This is a genomic window from Agromyces sp. NBRC 114283 (assembly GCF_030268405.1).
GTDB classification, from domain to species: Bacteria; Actinomycetota; Actinomycetes; order Actinomycetales; family Microbacteriaceae; genus Agromyces; species Agromyces mediolanus.
The window spans coordinates 746,360-761,015 of the sequence record NZ_BSQP01000001.1 but is presented as its reverse complement, the minus strand read 5'-3'; the positions used below and the strand labels follow the sequence as shown (position 1 = coordinate 761,015).

Here is a 14,656-nt window from a genome sequence, read left to right as displayed (position 1 = left end):
GTCCCCGGGAACGAACCTTGGTTGGTTCATTACTTGTGTAACTAACCAACCACGTCGGCGCCCCCGTGTCAAGCGCCGCGCAGGAATCCCTCGCGACCGGCGCCCGCCGCCGTGCTTCGCGCCGCTACGCCGCGGGGGCCTCCGCCGCAGCGCGCCGCGGCAGGCGCAGCCGGCCCTGGGCGAGCAGGATGCCGAGCAGCACGAGCAGGGCGCCGATCGGCTCGTGCCAGCCGAACCGCTCGCCGAGCAGCGCCACGCCGAGGGCGACGCCGACGACCGGGGTGACGTACGTCACCGTCGAGGTGCCCGTCGGACCCCAGGCGCGCAGCACGTTGATGTTCCAGATGTAGGCGAAGCCCGTGCCGAGGATGCCGAGCGCGAGCAGCGAGGCGACGACCGTCCCGTCGAGCCGCACCGGCCCGAGCGCGAGCCACGGGGTGAGCGCGAGCATGACCAGCGCGGCGACCCCGATCGAGAGGAAGGCGAACGTCGCGGGCGCGATCGGCCGCTGGCTCAGGAACTTGCGCTGGTACCCGAAGCTGAAGCCGTAGCAGGCCGTCGCGACGAGGCAGGCGAGCTGCCCCGCGAGACTGCCGGTGAGGGCGTGGTACTGCCACGGCCCGATCACGACGACGACCCCGACGATGCCGATGCCGACCCCGACCCAACGGCTGAGGCCGAGCCGCTCGACCCGGAACACGAGGGTCGCCATGAGCGCCGTCATGATCGGCGTCGTCGCGTTGTAGATCGACGCGAGGCTCGAGGAGACGTACTGCTCGGCCCACGCGAAGCACAGGTACGGGACGACGCAGGTCGCGAACGAGACGACGAGGAAGTGCAGCCAGACGATCGGCTCCCGCGGCAGCACCGGACCGGGGCGGCCGTCGGCTCCCGGCACGCGCGGGCGCGTCACGGCCACGATCACGCCGAGGGTGAGGGCGCCGAGCAGCACCCGCGACCAGGCGATCTGCCCGAAGCTCACCCCGGCGAGCGCGAGCTTCATGAACAGGAAGCTCGCGCCCCAGACGACGCCCATGACGAGGAACTGCGCCCACGTCGACCACCGCTTCGGCCCGGGAGCGGGCACGGCCGCGCCTCCGGCCGTGGCCGTCGCGGCCGATGCCGCGGGGGTGGCGTCCGCCGGGGCGTCGCGGGGGTCGATGCTGCTCACCCGTCGAGGCTACGGCCGGCCGCCGACGGCCGGAACGGCCCGAGGCATCCCTGTCCGGAATCCGCCGAGGATCGGCAGCCGCGCCCGTCGCCCGTTCCCCGGCGGACCTGCCGCGAACGCCACCGAGCCGCCCGCGTCCGATGGAACGCGGGCGGCTCGGTCACGGGTGCCGGCGCGACGCGGGCAGGCGTTCCCGACGCGCCGAACGGGTGGCCCGGCGGCGCGCCCCCACGCGCCGCCGGGCGGATCAGTGCTCGCTCGCCTTCTCGGCGCCGATGCCCGTGAGCGAGCGCACCTCCATCTCCGACTGCTTCGCCGGGTCCTCGGTGCCGCGATCGAGCACGGTGCCGAGCCAGCCGAGGAAGAACGCCAGCGGGATCGAGACGATCCCCGGGTTCGACAGCGGGAAGAACGCGAAGTCGATCGCGTCGGTCTTCAGCATCGAGGTCTCCGAGCCCGACACCACCGGCGAGAAGGCGATGAGCAGGATGGCGGAGGCGAGGCCGCCGTACATGCTCCACAGCGCGCCCTTCGTGGAGAAGCGCTTCCAGTACAGCGAGTAGACGATCGTCGGCAGGTTCGCCGAGGCGGCCACCGCGAACGCGAGCGCCACGAGGAACGCGACGTTCTGCCCGTTCGCCCCGATGCCGCCGATGATCGCGACGATGCCGATGATCACCACCGTGCGCCGGGCCACCTTCACCTCGGCGCCGGCCGCCGGCTTGCCCTTCTTCACGACCGAGGCGTAGATGTCGTGCGCGAAGGAGGCGGCCGCCGTGATCGTGAGCCCGGCCACGACCGCGAGGATCGTCGCGAACGCGATCGCGGAGATCAGGCCGAGCAGCAGCGGGCCGCCGAGCGAGAACGCGAGCAGCGGCGCGGCGGAGTTCGGCCCGCCGGGCGCTGCGGCGATGACGGACGGCCCGACGAGCGCCGCGGCGCCGTAGCCGAGGACGAGGGTGAACACGTAGAAGATGCCGATCAGCCAGATCGCCCAGACGACCGACTTGCGGGCCTCCTTCGCCGTCGGCACCGTGTAGAAGCGCATCAGCACGTGCGGCAGGGCCGCGGTGCCGAGCACGAGCGCGAGCCCGAGCGAGAGGAAGTCGACCTTCGAGAGGTCGGAGACCCCGTACTTCAGGCCCGGGTCGAGGATGGCGGGGTTCTCGGCGACGGCGACGGCCTGGTCGAGCAGCGCCGAGAAGTCGAAGCCGTTGATCGCGAGCACCCACACCGTCATCACGCCGGCGCCGGCGATGAGCAGCACCGCCTTGATGATCTGCACCCACGTCGTGCCCTTCATGCCGCCGACGAGCACGTAGAGGATCATCAGCGCGCCGACCACGGTGATCACGAGCGACTGGCCGAGCGTGTCGCTGATGCCGAGCAGGAGCGACACCAGGCCGCCCGCGCCCGCCATCTGCGCGAGCAGGTAGAAGAAGCAGACGACGAGGGTGGTGATGGCGGCGGCGATCCGCACGGGCTTCTGCTTCAGCCGGAACGACAGCACATCGGCCATGGTGAAGCGCCCGGTGTTGCGCAGCAGCTCCGCGACCAGCAGGAGCGCGACGAGCCAGGCGACGAGGAAGCCGATGGAGTAGAGGAAGCCGTCGTACCCGGTCATCGCGATGGCGCCCACGATGCCGAGGAACGACGCCGCCGAGAGGTAGTCGCCCGCGATCGCCGAGCCGTTCTGGCCGCCCGTGAAGGAGCGGCCGGCGGCGTAGTAGTCGGCGGCGGTCTTGTTGTTCCGGCTGGCGCGGAACACGATGATCATCGTGATCGCGACGAAGGCGCCGAAGATCGCGATGTTGAGCCACGGCTCACCGGGCGCGCTCGCGGCCGGCTCGGCGGCGTGACGCAGGCCGAGGACCGCGGCGCTCATCGCGACACCTCCGCGTTCGAGGCATCCGCGATCTCCGCCTCGATCTCCTCGCGGATCTCGCTCGCGATCGGGTCGAGCCGACGATTGGCGAAGCTCACGTACCAGGTCGTCACCGCGAAGGTGGTGACCACCTGCGCGAGCCCGAGCAGCATCGCGACGTTCACGCTGCCGAAGACCGGCGTGGACATGAAGTCGTGCGCGTAGCTGGCGAGCAGCACGTAGGCGAGGTACCAGACCAGGCAGGCGGCCAGCACGGGGAACACGAACCCGCGCTGGCGCCTCCTCAACCGCTGGAACCGCTCCGACTGCTGGACCGCGCGGTAGTCGACGATGGGACGGTTCGTCTCCTCCGCGCTCAGGGCGTCGTTGCCCATGGCGTCTCCTTCGAGGTCGTCGGTGCGACATCGCACCGTGCGGCCCCTCGATGCCAGAGGCTGCGGGCCGCGGTGCGACCATGCTGCCGTCGCTCGCGGGCCGCCGGGGGCCGACGCCGCTCGTCGTCGCCGAGCGGTCCCGATCGTGCGACGAACGGCGGCCGCTCGCGATGAACGATCGCTACGCTGGCCTGCATGCCCGAGTCCCTGGTGGTGGCCGCGGCGGCCGGCGTCGTCGCCGGCGCGCTCGCCGTGGGACTCGTCGTGCTGCTGCGCCGCCTCGTGGTCTCCTCGAAGGAGCTCGGCACCGAGGCGGAGCGCGCCACCTACCAGACGCTGCACCTCGCCTCCCGGGCGGCCGCGCACCTCCGCGGCGGCGTCGGCGTCGAGGACGCGAAGCGCGCGGGCCGGCACCTGAAGGCACTGCTCGGCTGCGACACCCTCGCGATCGTCGACCCGGGCGGCGTCGTCGCGCTCGAGGGCGACGACGGCCTGCGCGAGACGGCCGCGGAGCTCGCCGCCGCCGCGCACGATTCGGGACGGCCGCAGGTGCAGCGCCGCGTGCCGCGCTCGGGGCGGGCGCGCCACGGCGCGCGGGAGACGGATGCCGTCGCGGCCCCCATCCTCGTCGGCCGCCGCCCGGTCGGGGCGATCGTCGCGTTCGCCGCCCCGGTGCGGGCCGGGCTCGTGCGCGCGACCGCGGAGGTCGCCGACTGGGTCGCCGCGCAGGTCGAGCTCGGCGAGCTGGACGCCTCCCGCACGGCCCTCGCCGAGGCCGAGGTGCGGGCGCTGCGGGCGCAGATCAGCCCGCACTTCATCTACAACTCGCTGAACGCGATCGCCTCGTTCATCAACACCGACCCGGCGCAGGCGCGCGAGCTCGTGCTGGAGTTCGCGGACTTCACGCGGTACTCGTTCCGGCGGCACGGGGAGTTCACGACCGTCGCCGACGAGCTCGGCTCGATCGACAGCTACCTGCGCCTCGAGCGGGCGCGCTTCGGCGAGCGGCTGCGGGTGACCCTGCAGATCGCGCCGGAGGTGCTCGGCGCGGTGGTGCCGTTCCTGTCGATCCAGCCGCTCGTGGAGAACGCGGTGCGGCACGGCCTCGAGGCGAAGGAGGGCGGCGGCCGCATCACGATCACCGCCGAGGACTCGGGCGCGTACGCCGAGATCAGCGTCGAGGACGACGGCGTCGGCTTCGACCCCGAGCTCATCCGCGAGGTCCTCGCCGGCGGGCAGGGCGGCGCGCACGTCGGCCTGCGGAACGTCGACGCCCGGCTCCGCCAGGTGTACGGCGACGAGCACGGCCTCGTCGTCGAGACGGCCGTGGGCGCGGGCACCCTCGTGCGGATGCGGGTGCCGAAGGCGGCGCCGCCCCCGGTGCCGCGACCCGAGCGGGATGGGAGACTCGAAGCGTGATCTCCGTCCTCGTCGCCGACGATGAGCAGCCCGCGATCGACGAGCTGGTGTACCTGCTCGGCCAGGATCCGCGCGTCGGCGTCATCCACCAGGCCTCTTCGGGGGCCGAGGCGGTGCGCCTGCTCACCCGCGAGCCGGTCGACGCGGCCTTCCTCGACATCCATATGCCCGGCCTCTCCGGCTTCGACCTGGCCCGCGCGCTGCAGCGCTTCGAGCACCGGCCGGCACTCGTCTTCGTCACCGCCGACGAAGAGGGCGCGCTCGAGGCCTTCGACCTCGCCGCGGTCGACTACCTGCTGAAGCCCGTGCGCGCCGAGCGGCTGCAGCGCTCGGTCGGTCGCATCGTCGACGCGCTGCGGCCGCCGGCGCCGGATGCCTCGCCGGCCGGCGAGATGATCGCGGTGCCGCTCGGCGGGACGACCCGGATGATCCGGCGCGACGAGGTGCGCTACGTGCAGGCGCAGGGCGACTACGCCCGGTTGCACACCGAGGGCGGCACGCACCTCGTGCGGGTGCCGATCTCCGACCTCGAGAAGCAGTGGGCGGAGGCCGGCTTCGTGCGGGTGCACCGCTCGTACCTCGTCGCGCTCGCGCACGTCTCGCGCATCCGGCTCGGCTCCGACCATCCGGCCGTCGTCGTGGGCGACGTCGAACTGCCCGTGAGCCGCCGCATGCTGCCGGGCCTGCGCGACCGGCTCGCGCAGTCGAGCGTGCGGCCCCGCCCGTGAGCGAGCCGACCTGGTCCCCCGAGCCCGTCGAAGGGGAGCCGCCCTGGTCCCCTGAGCTTGTCGAAGGGGAGCCGCGGCCTTCGACAAGCTCAGGGAACCAGTCAAGCTCAGGGAACCAACACCCTTCGAAAAGCTCAGGGGAGCCGCGCCCTTCGACAAGCTCAGGGAACCAACACCCTTCGACAAGCTCAGGGAACCAACACCCTTCGACAAGCTCAGGGAACCAGTCGAGCTCAGGGACCCGGCCCGCCCGCGTCCGCGTCACCGCGGCCGGCACGCCCCGCCCGGCGCCGCCGCGCGCCGCCCTCCGGCTCGACCGGCCGCCGGAGGCGCCGACGAGCGACATCCGCGGCGTCTACGTGCGCTCCCTCATCCGCTCGCAGCTGCGGCTGGGCCTCGTCTTCGCGGGCGGCTTCTGCGTCGCGACCGCGCTCTTCGTCGCCGCGATCGTGCTGGTGCCCGGGCTCGACGCGCAGTTCGTCGCCGGAGTCCCCGTCTCCTGGCTGCTGCTCGCCTTCGGCCTGTACCCGCTCGCCATCACCGTGGGCGTGCTCTACGCGCGAGCGGCCGCCCGCAACGAAGCGCGCTTCCGCCAGCTCGCCGAGGACGACGCGTGAACCCCGTCACCGGCTACACGGCGATCGCGGTCGTCTCGCTGGCCTCGGCGCTGATCGGTTTCTACGGCCTTCGCGTCTCCCGCACGACGGGCGACTTCTACGTCGCGAGCCGCACGGTGCGACCGTGGTGGAACGCCTCCGCGATCGGCGGCGAGTACCTGTCCGCGGCCTCGTTCCTCGGCGTCGCGGGGCTCGTGCTGCTGAGCGGCTCGACGGGCTTCTGGTTCCCGATCGGCTACACGGCCGGCTACCTCATGCTGCTGCTCTTCGTCGCCGCGCCGCTCCGCCGCAGCGGGGCGTACACGATCCCCGACTTCACCGCCGCGCGACTCGAGTCGCGCTGGGTGCGCCGGGTGACGAGCACCCTCGTCATCCTCGTCGGCTGGTTCTACATCGTGCCGCAGCTGCAGGGCGCCGCGCTGACCGTGCGGATCACGACCGGGCTGCCGCCGTGGGCCGGCTCGCTCGCGGTCGCCGTGATCGTCGCGGTGGTCGTCGTCGCGGGCGGCATGCGCTCGATCACCTTCGTGCAGGCGTTCCAGTTCTGGCTGAAGCTCACGGCGCTCGCGGTGCCGGTGGTGGCGCTGCTGATCGTCGTCGCGGGCGGCGTGCCCGGCCTCGAGGCGCGGGCGGCGCTGGCGCCCGAACTGGCGTTCCCGGTCGAGGCCGGGCCGCACGGGCTCGACGCATACCGCACGGTGTCCCTGATGGTGGCGCTGCTCTTCGGCACGCTCGGCCTGCCGCACGTGCTCGTGCGCTTCTACACGAACCCGGATGGCGCGGCCGCCCGCCGCACGACGGTGATCGTGCTCGCCCTGCTCTCGGCGTTCTACGTCTTCCCGACGGTGTTCGGGCTGCTGGGCCGGGCGTTCGCCCCGGAGCTCGCCGAGCGGGGGCAGGCCGACGCGCTCGTGCTGCTCCTGCCGGGGCTGCTCGTGCCGGGCCCGTGGGGCGAGCTGCTCACCGCCCTCGTCGTCGGCGGGGCCTTCGCCGCCTTCCTCTCGACGAGCTCGGGCCTCGTGGTGTCCCTCGCGGGGGTCGTCAGCCAGGACCTGCTCGGCGGCAGCGTGCGCGGCTTCCGCATCGCGGCCGTGCTCTCGACGCTCGTGCCGCTCGCCGTCGCGCTCGTGACGGAGTCGGCCGGGCTCGCCGGCAGCGTCGGCCTTGTCTTCGCGTTCACCGCATCGACGCTCTGCCCGGTGCTGCTGCTCGGCATCTGGTGGCGCGGGCTCACGGCGCGCGGCGCGATCGCGGGCATGGTGACGGGGGCGCTGCTGTCGGGCGGCGCGATCCTCGCGAGCGCCGCGGGGGCGACGGCGGCCGCGCCCGCGTGGCTCCGCCCGCTCGTCGAGCAGCCCGCGGCGTGGACGGTGCCGCTCGCGGTCGCGGTCATCGTGCTCGTCTCGCTCGCCGACCGGCGGCGGATGCCGCGCAGCGCCGACGCGTTCCTCGCCCGCCTGCACGTGCCTGAACGGCTGCGCTGAGCGGAGCGGGCCTCCCGCCCGGCCGTCAACCGACACCGCACGACCGCCCCGGCTAGGCTGGATCGGTGCTGCTGCCCGTCGCGATCTCCGTCCTCGTGGGCGCGTTCGCACAGCGCATCACCGGCATGGGGTTCGCCCTCATCGCCTCGCCGGCCCTCGTCATCCTGCTCGGCCCCTTCGACGGCGTCATCATCGTGAACGTCTGCGCCGTGCTGTCGTCGCTGCTCATCCTGCCGCGGGTGTGGAAGCAGGTGGAGTGGCGCCGCTTCGCCTGGCTCGTCGTCCCCGCGCTCGTCGGCACCCTGTTCGGCACGCTCGCCGCGACGGCCATCCCGGGGCCCTGGCTGCAGCTCGGCATCGGCGCACTCGTGATCGTGGCCCTCACCGTCACCCTCGTCGTGACCCGCACGGAGCACGTCGTGCACGGGGCGCCGCCGGCGATCCTCACGGGCGCGGCCTCGGGGTTCATGAACTCCGCGGCCGGGGTCGGCGGGCCCGCGCTCAGCGTCTACGCGGTCGCGAGCCGCTGGTCGCAGACGGGCTTCGCGGCGACCGCGCAGGCGTACTTCATCGTGATCGGCTCCGCGGCGCTCGGGAGCAAGCTCGCCACGACCGGCTGGCAGCTGCCCGAGCTGGAGCCGGGGGCCTGGCCCTGGGTGATCGCCGCGCTGCTCGTCGGCCTCGTGCTCGGCGAGCTGCTGCACACGCGGATCAGCCACCGCGCCGCCCGCATCGCGGTCATCGCGATCGCCTACCTCGGCGGCGCCGCCGCCCTCGTCGACGGCGCGCTCGAACTGCTCGGCTGAGGGCGCCGCCGAACTCACCCGCGCAGCAGCACCGGCCCGTCGCCGAAGGCCGCGAGCCGCGCCTCGAGTCCGGCGCGCACCTCGGGCCACTCGTCCACGATGACCGAGTACACCGCGCTGTCGCGCCAGCTGCCGTCGGCCCGGCGCTTGTCGCGCCGCATGACGCCGTCGAGCTTCGCCCCGAGCTTCTCGATCGCGCCGCGGGACCGGGCGTTCGCGGCATCCGCCTGGATCTTCACCCGGCCGAAGCCGTTCGCGAAAGCGAGCCCGAGCAGCAGCAGCTTCGCCTCGGGGTTCACGGCGGTGCCCCAGACGCGCGGGTCGTAGCCCGTCCAGCCGATGTGCGTCGACTCGTTCGGCAGATCGAAGTCGGCGAGCTTCGTCGCGCCGACGATGCGGCCGTCGTCGGGGCCGCCGATGAGGCGCACGGTGAAGGGCCGCTGCTCGGCGCCGGCCGTGCTGCCGTAGTAGCCGGTCGCCCATCGCTCGAACGCGACGCGGTCGGCGGGGAGCCCGGCCGGACCGCCGCCATACCCGCCGGCGAAGACCTCGGGACGGGCGAGCGCCTCGAAGAGGCCGGCGAGGTCGTCGGACTGCCACGGCGAGAGCCGGATGCGGCTGCCTCGGAGCTCGGCGCGGGCGGGAAGGGTCGCGGTCACAGATCGAGTCTGGCACGCGCGGACGAACGCCGACGGGCGCCCAGCGCCCGGTCGAGCCGGAAATGCTCGTTCGATCGGCCATTCTTCGGAGATGTCGCCGCGCGTCGGGCCGGCCGGAATGCCCCCTTCCGGTGCGGCTCGGCGTGTGCGACGATGACGGCGAAACCGCCATTCCGAGCGAGTACTGAGAGGACCGAGCATGGGTGCACTGGACGACGCGGCCAAGCAGGCCGGCGACTTCATCAACGAGAACAAGGACAAGATCAACGAGGCGCTGAAGAGCGAGCAGGCCGAGGGCATCAGCGACTCGGTGCTCGACGGCGTCGCCGGCTTCGCGAAGAAGGTCACGGGCGGCAAGTTCGACGAGCAGATCGACGGCGCGCGCGACTCGGTCGACGGCGCCATCGGCAACGAGTAGCGCCACCGGCGGCCACGCCACGAGGGGCGGATGCATCGGCATCCGCCCCTCGTGGCGTGTTCGGGCCACCGCGCGCCCCGGTGCGGGGGCGGGCCGGCGGGCCGGCCGGCTCGCGCTAGTCGAGCAGGTCGTGCAGCTGCACGATGGCGTCGCGCTCGGGGCCGACCCCGATCGCCGAGATCCGCGAGCCGCTCATCGCCTCGAGCTCGCGCACGTACGCCTGGGCGTTCGCGGGGAGGTCGGCGAACTCGCGCGCGCCGGAGAGGTCCTCGGTCCAGCCGGGGAACTCCTCGTAGATCGGCTTCGCGTGGTGGAAGTCGGACTGCGACACGGGCACCTCGTCGACGCGCTCGCCGTCGACGTCATAGGCGACGCAGACCGGAATGCGCTCGATGCCGGTGAGCACGTCGAGCTTCGTGAGCACGAAGTCGGTGACGCCGTTGATGCGCGCCGCGTAGCGGGCGATCGGGGCGTCGTACCAGCCGGTGCGGCGGCGGCGACCGGTCGTCGTGCCGAACTCGTGGCCGTTCTCGGTGAGGAAGTCGCCCCACTCGTCGAACAGCTCGGTCGGGAAGGGGCCCGCCCCGACGCGCGTCGTGTACGCCTTGATGACGGCGATGACCCGGTCGATCTGGTTCGGCGCGATGCCGGAGCCGGTGATCGCGCCGCCCGAGGTCGCGTTCGAGGACGTCACGAAGGGGTACGTGCCGTGGTCGACGTCGAGCATCGTGGCCTGGCCGCCCTCGAAGAGCACGGTCTCGCCGCGGCCGAGCGCCTGGTGCAGCTCGAGCGCCGTGTCGGTGACCATGGGGCGCAGCCGCTCGACGTAGCCGAGCAGCTCGTCGACGATCTCGTCGACGGCGATCGCGCGGCGGTTGTAGACCTTCACGAGCAGGTGGTTCTTCTGGTCGAGGGCGCCCTCGACCTTCTGCCGCAGGATGTTCTCGTCGAAGAGGTCCTGCATGCGGATGCCGACGCGGTTGATCTTGTCGGCGTAGCTCGGCCCGATGCCGCGACCGGTGGTGCCGATCTGGCGCTTGCCGAGGAAGCGCTCGGTCACCTTGTCGAGCGTGCGGTGGTACTGGGTGATGACGTGGGCGTTCGCCGAGATGCGGAGCTTCGAGACATCCACTCCGCGGCTCGCGAGGCCTTCGAGCTCCTCGAACAGCACCTCGATGTCGACGACGACGCCGTTCGCGATGACGGGCGTGACGCCCGGCGTCAGGATGCCCGAGGGCAGCAGGTGCAGGGCGTACTTCTCGTCGCCGACGACGACGGTGTGCCCGGCGTTGTTGCCGCCGTTGAACTTCACGACATAGTCGAGACGGGAACCGAGGAGGTCGGTGGCCTTTCCCTTGCCTTCATCGCCCCACTGGGCTCCGACGAGTACGACCGCGGGCATATCAGTCCTCTCCTGCCGGCGGGGTCGCCGGGATCACGGTGATGAGCTGGGTCGGGGTGAACTCGCTCGCGATGCGAGCGGGCGCCTCGGAATCGGCGGCCTCGAGCTGCGCGGCGAGCGCGTCGGCGCGATCGCCGAGCCCGAGGGACAGCGCGGCGCGACGCTGGGCGTCGAGGGCGCGCAGGTAGGCGCGGTTGGGCTCCTCGGCCCAGCGCACGGGGTCGCCCTCGGTCCAGCCGGCCGCGGCCAGCTGGGCCCGGGCGAACTCGACGGATGCCGCGGCGAAGGCGTAGGCCTCGATGGCCCGCCCCTCGGAGTCGGCGAGGTCGGCGAGCTCGGCCCAGGCGAGGGGCGACGAGGGATGTTCGGCGACGACGGCCTGCACGGCGCTGCGGTCGCTCGTGGCGAGGGCCTCGCGCACCTCCGGCTCGTCGGCCAGGGTGATCTCGGTCTCCGCCGATGCTTCGTCAGGAGTCACACTCCACCATATCGCGAGGCCGCCCGGCGGCCCGGGAGGCGGCCCGGGAGCGCGGCCGGGCGCGCGCACGCCACGGGGGCCGGGCCGTGCGACCCGACCCCCGTGGGCTCCGCGCTACTGCACGACGTTGAAGGCGTTGACGTTGCCCGCGCCGTAGAAGCCGTTGCGCGCGCCGCCGGTGCAGCTGGCCTCGTAGGCCGTCTCGCTGCCCGCCCACAGGGGCACCGGGTTGTAGACCCCGGCCGGGCAGGAGAGCGGCGTCGCCGTGCGCTCGAGGAAGGACGCGAGCTGCCCCGGCTTCATGCCCGGGTGCGCCGAGACGGCGAGCGCCGCGACGCCGGCGGCGTGCGGCCCGGCCATCGAGGTGCCCTGCTTGTAGCCCCAGCCGCCGGGGACGGTCGACAGCACCCCGTCCGCGACGGTGCGGCTCGCGCCCTGCGTGCGGAAGCGGGTGTCACCGCCGGGGGCGGTCACGTCGACCACGCCCTGGCCGTACGAGGAGTAGTAGCTCTTCTGCTCGGTCGGGCCGACCGCCGACACGGTCACCACGCCGGGCGCCTCGGCGGGCAGGTCGCGGCAGGCGCCCGTGATGGTGCGGTCCTCGACCGGGGCGCTGCCGTCGTTCGGGCTCGTCGAGTCGACGAACTTGTGCTGCAGGTCGACATTGCTGTTGCCCGCCGACGCCACCGTCAGCGTGCCCTTCGCCGAGGAGTAGCGCAGCGCCCGCTGCACGGCCTGCCACACGGGCCGCTGGCTCGGGTCGTTCACGCAGTTGAACTCCCACGGGTCGATGTAATAGCTGTTGTTCGTCACCGGCATGCCGTGATCGGCCGCCCAGAGGTAGCCGCAGATGGCCGCTTCGGGGTAGATGTAGCCGTCGTCGTTCACGACCTTCACCGCGGCGACCTTCACGCCCGGCGCGACGCCCGCGATGCCGACGCCGTTGATCGCCGCGGCGATCGTGCCGGCGACATGGGTGCCGTGGTCCGAGGTCGTCGGGTTCCAGGCGGCCTCGTCCGTGTCGACGACGCCGCCGATGCAGGACGCGCTCTGCTCGTACGCGATCTGCGTGGTGAGGTCGGGATGGCTCGAGTCGATGCCCGAGTCGAGCACGCCCACGACGACCGAGGGATCGCCCGTCGTCACGCCGTGCGCCTCCGCGACGTCGATCTGCTGCATGTCCCACTGCAGGCCCCACAGCGGCTCGGCGGTGGGGTCGCCCGGCGCGCCGAGGGCCGCGGGGTCGACCGGGGCCGCGGCCTCGTCGTCGATGAGCGTGGTGCCGAGCCCGTCGGTCGCGGCGACCTCGAGGCCGCCGCCGACGCGCGAGGCGAAGTCGCCGGACGACGACCGCACGACGAGCACGCCGATCTGGTCGTACGCCGCGACCACGGTGCCGCCTGCGGCGGTCACCCGCTTCTGGGCGTTCTTCGTGCCCTGGCCCTGCGGCCCGAGCACCAGATAGCTGTGCTCCTGGCCGTCGTCGGCCGCGGCCGGGGTACCGGCTGCGCCCAGGAGGCCGATGGCGAGGACGGCGGCGCACGCCGTGCCGATCACCTTGCGATTCATTCCCTGTCTCCGTTCGAGGGGATATGGATGCACGGTCGACCACGTCGTCGACCGGGACCGGCCGTCCCGCGGATCGCGGGCGCCCCGGCGTCGTCGCCGGGCTGGCCGATGCTCGCGAGTCTAGCCACCCCCGCACGGGGGACACAGCGGGGTCGCGTCTCCGGATCGGCGGCGTCACGACCCCGCCCGCGCAACTAGGCTGGAGGCCATGTCGAAGGTCCTCACCTCCCTGCCCGCCGGCGAGCGCGTCGGCATCGCCTTCTCCGGGGGGCTCGACACCTCCGTCGCCGTCGCCTGGATGCGCGAGAAGGGCGCAGTGCCCTGCACCTACACCGCCGATCTCGGCCAGCCCGACGAGCCCGACGTCGAGGCCGTGCCCGGCCGCGCGCTCGAGTACGGCGCCGAGCTCAGCCGCCTGGTCGACTGCAGGGCGGCGCTCGTCGAGGAGGGCCTCGTGGCACTCCAGTGCGGCGCGTTCCACATCCGCTCCGGCGGCAAGACGTACTTCAACACGACGCCGCTCGGCCGCGCGGTGACGGGCACCCTGCTCGTGCGCGCCATGATGGAGGACGGCGTCGACATCTGGGGCGACGGCTCCACCTACAAGGGCAACGACATCGAGCGGTTCTACCGCTACGGCCTGATGGCCAACCCGCGCCTGCGCATCTACAAGCCGTGGCTCGACTCGGCCTTCGTCACCGAGCTCGGGGGCCGCCAGGAGATGAGCGAGTGGCTGCTCGAGCGCGAGCTGCCCTACCGCGCGAGCGCTGAGAAGGCCTACTCGACCGACGCGAACATCTGGGGCGCGACGCACGAGGCGAAGGTGCTCGAGGAGCTCTCGGCCGGTATCACCACGGTCGAGCCGATCATGGGCGTGAAGTTCTGGGACGAGTCGGTCGAGATCCCCGCCGAGGACGTCACCGTGCGCTTCGAGCAGGGCCGCCCGGTCGCGATCAACGGCATCGAGTTCGACGACGCGGTCGAGCTCGTGCTCGAGGCGAACCGCATCGGCGGCCGCCACGGCCTCGGCATGAGCGACCAGATCGAGAACCGCATCATCGAGGCGAAGTCGCGCGGCATCTACGAGGCGCCGGGCATGGCCCTGCTGCACCTCACGTACGAGCGCCTGCTGAACGCGATCCACAACGAGGACACGATCGCGAACTACCACAACGAGGGCCGCCGCCTCGGCCGGCTCATGTACGAGGGCCGCTGGCTCGACCCGCAGTCGCTCATGCTGCGCGAGTCGATCGTGCGCTGGGTCGCCTCGGCGGTCACCGGCGAGGTCACCGTGCGCCTGCGCCGCGGCGACGACTACACGATCCTGAACACGGAGGGCCCGGCGTTCAGCTACCAGCCCGAGAAGCTCTCGATGGAGCGCGTCGGCGACGCCGCCTTCGGCCCCGAGGACCGCATCGGCCAGCTGACCATGCGCAACCTCGACATCGCCGACTCGCGCAGCCGCCTCGAGCAGTACGCGCACCTCGGCATCGTCGGCGGCTCGACCGCGGCCCTGGTCGGCGACCTGGCCGAGGGCGAGGCCGCCGAGATCGCCGCGCCGGCCGACGACGCCGCCTCCGCCGCGACGGATGCCGCGATCGAGGCCGCCGCATTCGACCTCGGCACCGACTGAGCGGAGCCACGAC

14 protein-coding genes are annotated in these 14,656 nt (G+C 72.8%); 7 read left to right on the top strand and 7 right to left on the bottom strand.

Annotated features, from left to right (window positions below; all coding sequences use genetic code 11):
• Positions 1 to 124 precede the first annotated feature (124 nt).
• From QSJ60_RS03670 to QSJ60_RS03660, 3 genes are all read right to left on the bottom strand, one after another.
• Entirely contained in the window at positions 125 to 1,036 is a 912-nt protein-coding gene (locus QSJ60_RS03670; protein WP_285465249.1) for a DMT family transporter, read from the bottom strand.
• 382 nt (positions 1,037 to 1,418) lie between these two features.
• Positions 1,419 to 3,056: a monocarboxylic acid transporter gene (locus tag QSJ60_RS03665; RefSeq protein ID WP_285462625.1), complete on the bottom strand. Its 1,638-nt coding sequence runs from the start codon at positions 3,054 to 3,056 to the stop codon at positions 1,419 to 1,421.
• Positions 3,053 to 3,430, bottom strand: a complete 378-nt coding sequence (locus QSJ60_RS03660) for a DUF485 domain-containing protein (RefSeq protein ID WP_189084328.1) — start codon at positions 3,428 to 3,430, stop codon at positions 3,053 to 3,055. Before QSJ60_RS03660 ends, QSJ60_RS03665 begins: the two co-directional genes overlap by 4 nt.
• 195 nt (positions 3,431 to 3,625) lie before the next feature.
• Here QSJ60_RS03660 and QSJ60_RS03655 point away from each other — a divergent pair, with 195 nt between their 5' ends.
• From QSJ60_RS03655 to QSJ60_RS03635, 5 genes are all read left to right on the top strand, one after another.
• A complete protein-coding gene (locus tag QSJ60_RS03655) occupies positions 3,626 to 4,849 on the top strand; it encodes a sensor histidine kinase (RefSeq protein ID WP_285462623.1) in 1,224 nt (407 codons plus the stop codon).
• Entirely contained in the window at positions 4,846 to 5,577 is a 732-nt protein-coding gene (locus QSJ60_RS03650; RefSeq protein ID WP_285462622.1) for a LytR/AlgR family response regulator transcription factor, read from the top strand. Before QSJ60_RS03655 ends, QSJ60_RS03650 begins: the two co-directional genes overlap by 4 nt.
• A 359-nt stretch (positions 5,578 to 5,936) precedes the next feature.
• Positions 5,937 to 6,194, top strand: a complete 258-nt coding sequence (locus tag QSJ60_RS03645; protein WP_230768341.1) for a DUF485 domain-containing protein — start codon at positions 5,937 to 5,939, stop codon at positions 6,192 to 6,194.
• Positions 6,191 to 7,678 (top strand): sodium/solute symporter, encoded by a 1,488-nt coding sequence (locus QSJ60_RS03640; protein ID WP_285462620.1) that lies wholly within the window; start codon positions 6,191 to 6,193, stop codon positions 7,676 to 7,678. Before QSJ60_RS03645 ends, QSJ60_RS03640 begins: the two co-directional genes overlap by 4 nt.
• Before the next feature lie 65 nt (positions 7,679 to 7,743).
• Positions 7,744 to 8,484 (top strand): sulfite exporter TauE/SafE family protein, encoded by a 741-nt coding sequence (locus tag QSJ60_RS03635; protein ID WP_285462618.1) that lies wholly within the window; start codon positions 7,744 to 7,746, stop codon positions 8,482 to 8,484.
• Between the two features lie 14 nt (positions 8,485 to 8,498).
• On the opposite strand, the gene QSJ60_RS03630 is transcribed toward QSJ60_RS03635, so the two are convergent.
• A complete protein-coding gene (locus QSJ60_RS03630; protein WP_285462616.1) occupies positions 8,499 to 9,143 on the bottom strand; it encodes a GNAT family N-acetyltransferase in 645 nt (214 codons plus the stop codon).
• Positions 9,144 to 9,342: 199 nt separating this feature from the next.
• Between QSJ60_RS03630 and QSJ60_RS03625 the strand changes: the two genes are divergently transcribed.
• Entirely contained in the window at positions 9,343 to 9,561 is a 219-nt protein-coding gene (locus QSJ60_RS03625; RefSeq protein WP_189084321.1) for an antitoxin, read from the top strand.
• A 115-nt stretch (positions 9,562 to 9,676) separates the two neighbouring features.
• On the opposite strand, the gene QSJ60_RS03620 is transcribed toward QSJ60_RS03625, so the two are convergent.
• The 3 genes from QSJ60_RS03620 to QSJ60_RS03610 form a co-directional block, all read right to left on the bottom strand.
• On the bottom strand, positions 9,677 to 10,963 hold the full coding sequence (locus QSJ60_RS03620; RefSeq protein WP_189084320.1) for an adenylosuccinate synthase: 1,287 nt from the start codon (positions 10,961 to 10,963) through the stop codon (positions 9,677 to 9,679).
• Between the two features lies 1 nt (position 10,964).
• Positions 10,965 to 11,441 carry a DUF3151 family protein gene (locus QSJ60_RS03615; RefSeq protein WP_230768334.1) on the bottom strand — a complete coding sequence of 159 codons (477 nt, stop codon included), beginning with the start codon at positions 11,439 to 11,441 and terminating at the stop codon, positions 10,965 to 10,967.
• Between the two features lie 114 nt (positions 11,442 to 11,555).
• Positions 11,556 to 13,010, bottom strand: a complete 1,455-nt coding sequence (locus tag QSJ60_RS03610; RefSeq protein WP_230768332.1) for a S8 family peptidase — start codon at positions 13,008 to 13,010, stop codon at positions 11,556 to 11,558.
• Positions 13,011 to 13,218: 208 nt separating this feature from the next.
• On the opposite strand from QSJ60_RS03610, the gene argG reads away from it, so the two are divergent.
• Positions 13,219 to 14,643 carry an argininosuccinate synthase gene (gene argG, locus QSJ60_RS03605; protein ID WP_230768330.1) on the top strand — a complete coding sequence of 475 codons (1,425 nt, stop codon included), beginning with the start codon at positions 13,219 to 13,221 and terminating at the stop codon, positions 14,641 to 14,643.
• Positions 14,644 to 14,656 lie beyond the last annotated feature (13 nt).

What these genes read in the sequence shown, in the direction of transcription:
- QSJ60_RS03670 (WP_285465249.1), bottom strand. Translation starts at nt 1,036, where the DNA reads ATGGGCGTCGTCTGGGGCGCGAGCTTCCTGTTCATGAAGCTCGCGCTC.
- QSJ60_RS03665 (WP_285462625.1), bottom strand. Translation starts at nt 3,056, where the DNA reads ATGAGCGCCGCGGTCCTCGGCCTGCGTCACGCCGCCGAGCCGGCCGCG.
- QSJ60_RS03660 (WP_189084328.1), bottom strand. Translation starts at nt 3,430, where the DNA reads ATGGGCAACGACGCCCTGAGCGCGGAGGAGACGAACCGTCCCATCGTC.
- QSJ60_RS03655 (WP_285462623.1), top strand. Translation starts at nt 3,626, where the DNA reads ATGCCCGAGTCCCTGGTGGTGGCCGCGGCGGCCGGCGTCGTCGCCGGC.
- QSJ60_RS03625 (WP_189084321.1), top strand. Translation starts at nt 9,343, where the DNA reads ATGGGTGCACTGGACGACGCGGCCAAGCAGGCCGGCGACTTCATCAAC.
- QSJ60_RS03620 (WP_189084320.1), bottom strand. Translation starts at nt 10,963, where the DNA reads ATGCCCGCGGTCGTACTCGTCGGAGCCCAGTGGGGCGATGAAGGCAAG.
- QSJ60_RS03610 (WP_230768332.1), bottom strand. Translation starts at nt 13,010, where the DNA reads ATGAATCGCAAGGTGATCGGCACGGCGTGCGCCGCCGTCCTCGCCATC.
- argG (WP_230768330.1), top strand. Translation starts at nt 13,219, where the DNA reads ATGTCGAAGGTCCTCACCTCCCTGCCCGCCGGCGAGCGCGTCGGCATC.